The sequence below is a fragment of the Borreliella lanei genome, from assembly GCF_014205895.1.
Lineage (GTDB): Bacteria > Spirochaetota > Spirochaetia > Borreliales > Borreliaceae > Borreliella > Borreliella lanei.
Genome location: NZ_JACHFC010000001.1, coordinates 459,960 through 466,492, shown reverse-complemented (window position 1 = coordinate 466,492; position 6,533 = coordinate 459,960). Strand labels below are relative to the sequence as shown.

The following is a 6,533-nucleotide window of genomic DNA, read 5'->3' as shown; positions in this document are numbered from 1 at the left end:
CCTTTTCGCTCGCCACTACTAAGGGAATCTCTTTGATTTCTTTTCCTCAGGGTACTTAGATGGTTCACTTCCCCTGGTATCGCCTCTATTATTTAGATAATAGATAGCTAGCATCTTGCTAGCTGGATTACTCCATTCGGTAATCTTGGGATCAATAAATGTTTGCTTCTCCCCCCAAGCTTTTCGCAGCTTACCACGACCTTCTTCGCCTTAAAGCTCCTAGGCATTCACCATAGACTCTTATTACTTTGACCATATTTTTATCTTCCATCTCTATTTTGCCAATTTGTTTATGCAACATAGAATAATATATATCTTTGTTTAATCCATGTCAATACTTATTCCAATATTTTAATAAATAAATTTACAAAAATAAATTTTAAGTAAAAAATTTATATTTTAAATAGAAAATTCTGCTAAAAATAAACCAAATACATTAAACATTTAAATACAAATTATTAATATTTAATATTAAGCTCAAAAAAATCAATTAAAAACCTAGCAACACCATCCTCATTATTGCTAAATCTTGTTATTTCATTATTTGCTAAATTAATTTTAAGAAATTCATTAGCATTTTTCATTAAAACCCCTTTACCAAGATTTTTGAGCATCTCATAATCATTATTATTATCTCCAAAAGCTAAAACATCACACAGTGGAATGCCTTCAAGAAAAGCAATATTTTTAATAGCATTATATTTATTAGCATTAATATTGGTAACCTCTAATAAATCTTTAGAAGAAAAAAATACTCTTGTGTCCTTAAAATCCTTACTCCTAATCTCATTGTCAAGTTTATTAAGAATTGCCAAATCATCACAATAATAAACAATCTTAGAAACAGAATCAACGTTTAGTTTAGTTAAATCTCCAATAATAACATTTAAGCCTAAATCCCTAATAAAATGTTTCATAATAGGACTTTTAACGTCTGTATTAGAATACCAAGCATCAAAAGTATAAAGATTAACATCAACACTGTCCGTATGTATCTTGAGAATTTCTTTTGCTAAGCCATAACTCATTGCATGTCTAAAAATTAAATTTTCTTGCAAAAACACTTCAGCCCCATTCGCCGTTACAAGATAATTTTCATTAATACCAATTTCTTTTAATTGACTCCTAATATTTTTAACTTCACTCAATCTTCTTCCGGTTGCAATAATTATTTTAAAATATTTCTCCAAAGCCAAAAGAACCTCGAGAGTTAAAAAAGTAATCTCATGATTATTATTCAATAAAGTGCCATCAAGGTCAAAAACCAGCATTTTATATCTTTTATAATTAGAATTCATACATAAATCTCTCTTGTAAAATATACTATCACAAATAATTTATTCTCAATAATTACCCTTAAAGCATAAAATAATCGAATTTAATAATATTATATTTTTTAAAAAATTTTAAAAAATATATTTAAATGAAAGTCAACGCCTTGAAACAAATTTGTTATCTTTGATATAAAATCTCCAAAGCTTGTTTATATCACTCTCTTGTGCATAATCAATATTGATTCTTTTTGAACAACATATATTAAAATCTAGATTCAAACCTCTTTGTAAAAAAAGCTCATTATTCCCAATAAGATCAACTTTATTAAAAGTTAAATCAATGTTTAAAAATTTTGTAAGTTTTCCAGGACCGTTAGTAAAAATGCTTTTCTCTCCCAATGCTGGAGAAATGGGCTCTACACCTCTGATTAAAACAGCCTGGGGATTATTTTTATCCGCAGTCACAATGTTAAACATATAATGCATGCCATATATTATATAAACATAAGAATATCCTCCTATGCTATACATAGCACTTGTGCGATTTGTTATCTTGCCGCCATAAGAATGACAAGCGCTATCTGTTATTCCCATATAAGCTTCCGTTTCAACAATTCTGGTAACTATTTCCTCTTTGTCGATCTTTCTTATCAACAAATTACCAAGCAATAACTTTGCAACGGTAGTGGCATCTTGCAAAAAAAAATATCGATCCATAAACTCAATTTTAAAACAAGATAATAAATAATAATAAAAAAATAAAAACTAAAATCATTTAATTATCCAATAAATACATATTTTAATAAATTCTTGGTTGGTTAATAAATTTTTTTAGATTTTTAATCTAAAAAAATTTAAAAAGTTGAAGCAGTTAAGCTTAAACCAGCTTATATAAAAATGCTAATCTAAAATATAAAATAGCGGGCATTAATAAATATATAAAAAATTAAAAACTATATGCAATATCTCTTATATCTTGAAAAGATATAAGAGATATTGACAAAGTCATAAGATTTAAATAAAATTTGTAAAGAATTGATATGCTTAAGGGATCATAGCTCAGGTGGTTAGAGCGCAGGTCTGATAAACCTGAGGTCGGATGTTCAACTCATCCTGGTCCCAATGTATTCTATCGTTTTAAATGCGGCAGCACTGCTTTAAATTATAATTAATAAAAATAACAAAATTTTATTCAATTTCCATATTAAAAAATATGCGATTATTAGCGATTCCAAATTCATGACATTGAGTGCCAGGCAAATCCAAACTGAAGCCTGATTTATGGTATTTTGCTTAGCTTTTTGGGCTATTGGAGCAAGTTTGTAACCTAAAACATAAGGGGCAATTTAATAATGCAACCTTTTTATCTTCCTCCGACTAACTGGCAGTCTAACACGAATCCCCGCCACTAAATGATGATAACGATAATAAGAATTGTGGCTCGTTATAAGGCTTGCCTTCCTGCAGACATCACAATTGACGATCCACATTTATTGCTAACTAAAAGCCAGGAATAAATGTGGTCGTTTATAAAATAAGCTGCTGAAAAATATAATCCTGCTTAATCCTTGTCCTTTAGAGAAACAAGGCCCGTTTTTATCGGCAGTTTACTTCGCTTCTAAACATTCTTCTTAATATCGTCAAATCCCAACTTTAACCCAAAAATTCTTCTGGATTTTGTTTGATTTCAACAATTACTTTAACAAAGCTACTTGAAAACATGCTTAATCGCAATTTAAGGCACAGGCCCAATGGAGGTTAAGGGACTCGAACCCTTGACCCTCGGCTTGCAAAGCCGATGCTCTAGCCAACTGAGCTAAACCCCCAGAATAATCTAAACTTAAGTCTAAGTTTTAATAAAGCTCTTTAATATCAACAATAAAAAAACTTCTCTTAGGCTTATAGAAATAACACTGGCTTTAAAAACTCTCTTATCAAAAGAAAAGAGTAGGGAAGAGTTAATGGAATTAGCCTTAGTTTATCTTTCTCTTAGAAAGGAGGTGATCCAGCCGCACTTTCCAGTACGGCTACCTTGTTACGACTTCACCCCCCTCACTAAACATACCTTAAATACCTTCCTCCCTTACGGGTTAGAATAATAGCTTCGGGTATCCTCAACTCGGGTGGTGTGACGGGCGGTGTGTACAAGGCCCGAGAACGTATTCACCGTATCATTCTGATATACGATTACTAGCGATTCCAACTTCATGAAGTCGAGTTTCAGACTTCAATCCGGACTGAGACCTGCTTTATGCGTTTTGCTTCACATCACTGTTTCGCTTCGCTTTGTACAGGCCATTGTAGCACGTGTGTAGCCCAGGACATAAGGGCCATGATGATTTGACGTCATCCTCACCTTCCTCCGACTTATCACCGGCAGTCTTATCTGAGTCCCCACCATTACATGCTGGTAACAGATAACAAGGGTTGCGCTCGTTGCGGGACTTAACCCAACACCTCACAGCACGAGCTGACGACAACCATGCAGCACCTGTATATAGGCCCCAAACGGGGAATAATTATCTCTAACTATATCCTATATATGTCAAGCCCTGGTAAGGTTCCTCGCGTATCATCGAATTAAACCACATGCTCCACCGCTTGTGCGGGCCCCCGTCAATTCCTTTGAGTTTCACTCTTGCGAGCATACTCCCCAGGCGGCACACTTAACACGTTAGCTTCGGTACTAACTTTTAGTTAACACCAAGTGTGCATCGTTTACAGCGTAGACTACCAGGGTATCTAATCCTGTTTGCTCCCTACGCTTTCGTGACTCAGCGTCAGTCTTGACCCAGAAGTTCGCCTTCGCCTCCGGTATTCTTCCTGATATCAACAGATTCCACCCTTACACCAGAAATTCTAACTTCCTCTATCAGACTCTAGACATATAGTTTCCAACATAGCTCCACAGTTGAGCTGTGGTATTTTACGCATAGACTTATATATCCGCCTACTCACCCTTTACGCCCAATAATCCCGAACAACGCTCGCCCCTTACGTATTACCGCGGCTGCTGGCACGTAATTAGCCGGGGCTTATTCATAAATTAACGTCATCACTTTGTCATTTCCTACAAAGCTTATTCCTCATTTATAAAAGAATTTTACAATCTTTCGACCTTCTTCATTCACGCAGTGTCGCTCCGTCAGGCTTTCGCCCATTGCGGAAGATTCTTAGCTGCTGCCTCCCGTAGGAGTCTGGACCGTATCTCAGTTCCAGTGTGACCGTTCACCCTCTCAGGCCGGTTACTTATCATCGCCTTGGTAGGCATTTACCCTACCAACTAGCTAATAAGACGCAGACTCATCTACAAGCGAAGCTTTAAAGGCTTCCTTTCATCAATTAACAAATTAATTGATCTTATTCGGTATTAGCTACTATTTCTAATAGTTATCCCCATCTCATAGGTAGATCATCCACGCGTTACTCACCCGTTCGCCACTGAATGTATTGCTACATCCCGTTTGACTTGCATGCTTAAGACGCACTGCCAGCGTTAGTTCTAAGCCAGGATCAAACTCTTCGTTATTCTTATTTTTTTATTTAAAAAAATTAACAGGTTTTGTTTATTCTTTTGGCTTTTAACCTTACTTAACTCTTCCCTTCTCTCATCTTCCAATAATCATTTCAACCTTTAATACTTTAACAAAAGAAGAATCATATTGTCAATACCTTTGCATTATTTTATTAATATAAAATATAAAAAAATAAATTTTATTAATAAACCGTGATAAAAGCATTAACAACCACATTTTTCATTAACAGGTAAAGTTGTAAAAATTTTTTTTAATTTATTTCCCAATTTAGCTTTTAAATAATCAAAAAAGGTTCTGAAATTTTCATTATCTCCTTTAAACTTAATCCACAATTCTTTAAAAGTCAAAATTCCTTCCCTAAGATCCTTGTAATTAGAAAAAGCAGCGGTACAATCACTATACATTAAATTATAAAAATCAGAATCTTGTTTGTCTTTAAAAAAATCTATACTTGGTATTTTTTTAGCAAAGGCAAATCCTCTTTCATAGGCTGTACCTGCATCAACATAGTTAACCAAGGCTAAAACAATATCGCTACTAACTAGCTCTTTTAAATCTATTTCTCTTATCTTCTCTCTTATATCTCTATTTGCAAACTTATAATCAACCTTCTCAAGCAATCCCATCTTTTTGACAGCATGATGCTCTGGAGAAAATACATCTAAATTAAACTCTTCAAGAAATTTCAAAACCTCATCCCTTAGTTTAATTTCCTCTTCCTTAAAAAATGGAGAAGCTAAATAAATCTTCATAAAAACCCCTATCAAAATTCAAGTATAACACAATAAATCAATCGGGTAAAATCAACAATAAATAAATTTTTGAAATCTAAGTAGAAAATATTTACTATGAACGACTTCTGCTGACTAAAATAGTAAACTCTCCTTTAACCTTCTCCTTGCTAGATTCAAAATATTTTTTTAATTCTAAAGGTTTGCCAATTTGATATTCTTCATAAATTTTTGTCATCTCGCGACCAATAAGAACCTTTGCATCTAAACTAACAGAAGAAATTTCAATAAGCAATTTCAAAATTCTATGACCAGATTCAAGCAAAACAAAAGCATCTCCTCTTTTATATAGCTCAGCAATTCTTTTGAATCTTTTAAGGCCTTTGTTAGGCAAAAATCCCTCAAAAAGCACCGATTTATCTCTAAAAGGATTAACACTTACAATTGCATTAAAAGAACTTGCTCCAGGAATTGGACAAACTTTGTATCCCTCTTTAAAAGCAGCAGCAACTAATAAGCTACCAGGATCACTAAGCCCCGGAGTACCAGCATCACTAACAAAAGCAACAGAATCTCCTTTTGCTAAATAATCCAATAGTAAGCTTATCTTCTTATTTTCTGTTACGGCATTACAAGAAATCATTTTTTTATTAATTTTATATCGCAACAAAAGTTTACTAGTGACTCTCGTATCTTCTGCAAAGATAACATTTACCGACTTTAAAATATCAATTGCTCTATAAGTAATATCTTCTAAATTGCCTATTGGCGTACCAACAATATATAACACGGCTCCTTTTAATTCCTCCAAAACCAAAAATAAATAAAGTAATAAAATATATTAAAAGCATTTCTATTAATGATAAAAATCTAAAACCCCTTATTCGCAAAATACAAGAATAAGGTATAAGCTATATTTTATATATCTATCAAAATACTTGCTTTTGTATTACATTTAGTTATATCATTAAGTATTAATAATTAAAAAGTTA

Annotated in this window: 4 protein-coding genes, 2 tRNA genes and 2 rRNA genes; 1 reads left to right on the top strand and 7 read right to left on the bottom strand. The window is 33.1% G+C overall.

What is annotated here, in order from left to right; genetic code table 11:
- The 3 genes from HNQ06_RS02195 to HNQ06_RS02185 all read right to left on the bottom strand — a co-directional run.
- Window positions 1-254, bottom strand: a 23S ribosomal RNA gene (locus tag HNQ06_RS02195); the annotation flags it as partial.
- Between the two features lie 204 nt (window positions 255-458).
- Window positions 459-1,298: a Cof-type HAD-IIB family hydrolase gene (locus HNQ06_RS02190; RefSeq protein ID WP_184107318.1), complete on the bottom strand. Its 840-nt coding sequence runs from the start codon at window positions 1,296-1,298 to the stop codon at window positions 459-461.
- Window positions 1,299-1,430: 132 nt separating this feature from the next.
- On the bottom strand, window positions 1,431-1,991 hold the full coding sequence (locus HNQ06_RS02185) for a DNA-3-methyladenine glycosylase (protein WP_184107317.1): 561 nt from the start codon (window positions 1,989-1,991) through the stop codon (window positions 1,431-1,433).
- Between the two features lie 331 nt (window positions 1,992-2,322).
- Here HNQ06_RS02185 and HNQ06_RS02180 point away from each other — a divergent pair.
- Window positions 2,323-2,396: transfer RNA gene (locus tag HNQ06_RS02180), tRNA-Ile, on the top strand.
- Between the two features lie 630 nt (window positions 2,397-3,026).
- Here the strand turns inward: HNQ06_RS02180 and HNQ06_RS02175 are convergent.
- The 4 genes from HNQ06_RS02175 to rsmI all read right to left on the bottom strand — a co-directional run bounded on the left by HNQ06_RS02175 (window position 3,027) and on the right by rsmI (window position 6,331).
- Window positions 3,027-3,100, bottom strand: a tRNA-Ala gene (locus tag HNQ06_RS02175).
- A 167-nt stretch (window positions 3,101-3,267) separates the two neighbouring features.
- Window positions 3,268-4,803 (bottom strand): 16S ribosomal RNA (locus HNQ06_RS02170).
- A gap of 210 nt (window positions 4,804-5,013) precedes the next feature.
- A complete protein-coding gene (locus tag HNQ06_RS02165) occupies window positions 5,014-5,562 on the bottom strand; it encodes a 2'-deoxyribosyltransferase (RefSeq protein ID WP_184107316.1) in 549 nt (182 codons plus the stop codon).
- A gap of 94 nt (window positions 5,563-5,656) precedes the next feature.
- The gene (rsmI, locus tag HNQ06_RS02160; protein WP_343056747.1) at window positions 5,657-6,331 is read right to left on the bottom strand and encodes a 16S rRNA (cytidine(1402)-2'-O)-methyltransferase; all 675 of its coding nucleotides are present in this window, start codon (window positions 6,329-6,331) and stop codon (window positions 5,657-5,659) included.
- Between the last annotated feature and the right edge of the window lie 202 nt (window positions 6,332-6,533).

What these genes read in the sequence shown, in the direction of transcription:
- HNQ06_RS02185 (WP_184107317.1), bottom strand. Translation starts at nt 1,991, where the DNA reads ATGGATCGATATTTTTTTTTGCAAGATGCCACTACCGTTGCAAAGTTA.
- HNQ06_RS02165 (WP_184107316.1), bottom strand. Translation starts at nt 5,562, where the DNA reads ATGAAGATTTATTTAGCTTCTCCATTTTTTAAGGAAGAGGAAATTAAA.
- HNQ06_RS02190 (WP_184107318.1), bottom strand. Translation starts at nt 1,298, where the DNA reads ATGAATTCTAATTATAAAAGATATAAAATGCTGGTTTTTGACCTTGAT.